Here is a 1,442-nt window from a genome sequence, read left to right on the forward strand (position 1 = left end):
AGTCGCACTTGACGGCGACGGTCAGTGGGTCCAGGCCGTCGCGAGGGTCACCGGACGCGAAGTAGTTGAACATCACCTGGTACAGCGGGGTCCGGGACCGGTCCTGGTCGGTGACGAGCGCGTCGACGAGCCGCTCGAACGGCAGGTCCTGATGCGCGTAGGCCTCCAGGGCGGTCCCCCGCACCCGGGCCACCAGCTCGCGGAACGTCGGATCGCCCGACAGGTCCGTCCTGAGCACGAGGACGTTGCCGAAGTAGCCGATGAGGTCCTCAGTGCCGTCGCGGTTGGCGACCGGGGTGCCGACCGCCACGTCGTCGGTGTCGGCGTACCTCCCGAGGAGCGCGGCGAACGCCGCCAGCACCGTCATGAACATCGTCGCGCCGGCCTCACGTGCCAGCGCCCGCAGGCCATCCACGGTGGATGGCGGCACTGCAAACGCGAGCACGGCACCCGCAGTCGGGCGCACCGGCGGCCGGGGCCGGTCGGTCGGCAGCTCCAGGATCGGGAGGCCGGCCAGCCGCGTGCGCCAATAGGCGAGTTGCTCGTCGAGCCGCGGGCCGGTGACCGACTCGCGCTGCCAGACCGCGAAGTCGGCGTACTGCAGCGGCAGCGGCGCGAGCGTCCCGCCGCGCAACAGCGTGGCCAGCTCGCGGCGCAGGATCCGGTCGGACCACTCGTCGAAGGCGGCGTGGTGCACGGCGAACACCAGCAGGTGCCGGTCGGCGGCGAGGCGGACGAGCACGGCCCGCATCAGCGGGCCGGCGGCCAGGTCGAACGGCGTGCGGGCCTCGGCGACCCCGGCGGCGCGGGCCGCGGCCTCCGGGTCGGGCGCGCCGGACACGTCCACGACGGGCAGGCGGAAGGGGTGCGGCGGGTCGATCACCTGGTGTGGCACGCCGTCCGGCCCGGCCACCAGCCGGGTCCGCAGCGCCTCGTGCCGGGTGACGATGGCGGTCAGGGCCCGGGTCAGCGCCGGTTCGTCGAGCGGGCCGTCGAGCCGCAGCGGTGAGATGACGTTGTACTCGACGGACCCGGGGTCGAGCCGGTCGAGGAACCAGAGCCGCTGCTGGCCGTACGAAAGCGGTATTGGCCGGTCGCGGGGCACGGCTGTGACGGCCGGGGCGGCGACGGTGGTGGTGGTGGTGCGGCCATCGATGACGGCCGCGAGGGCGCGGACGGTGGGATGGTCGAACAGGTCGGCGAGGGTGAGCGGCACGCCGAACTCCGACCGGATGCGGGCGACGGCTTGGGCCGCGGTCAGCGAGTGGCCGCCGAGGTCGAAGAAGTCGCTTGTGGCCCCGGCCCGCTCGGCGCCGAGCAGCCGCGCCCACAGCGCGGCGAGCGTCTCCTCCGTGGCTGTGCCGGGCGCGACGAAGGCCGCGACGGGTCGCGGCGGCGGCAGCGCGGCCCGGTCGAGCTTGCCGTTGGCGGTCAACGGGATC

At 74.5% G+C, this 1,442-nt stretch carries 1 protein-coding gene; it reads right to left on the reverse strand.

Features of this window, described 5'->3' with window-relative positions; all coding sequences use genetic code 11:
- The coding region (locus tag AC507J_RS32220) for a condensation domain-containing protein (protein ID WP_496294321.1) at nucleotides 1-1,442 on the reverse strand (1,442 nt) is incomplete at both ends.

The organism is Micromonospora sp. PRAS1, assembly GCF_059553435.1.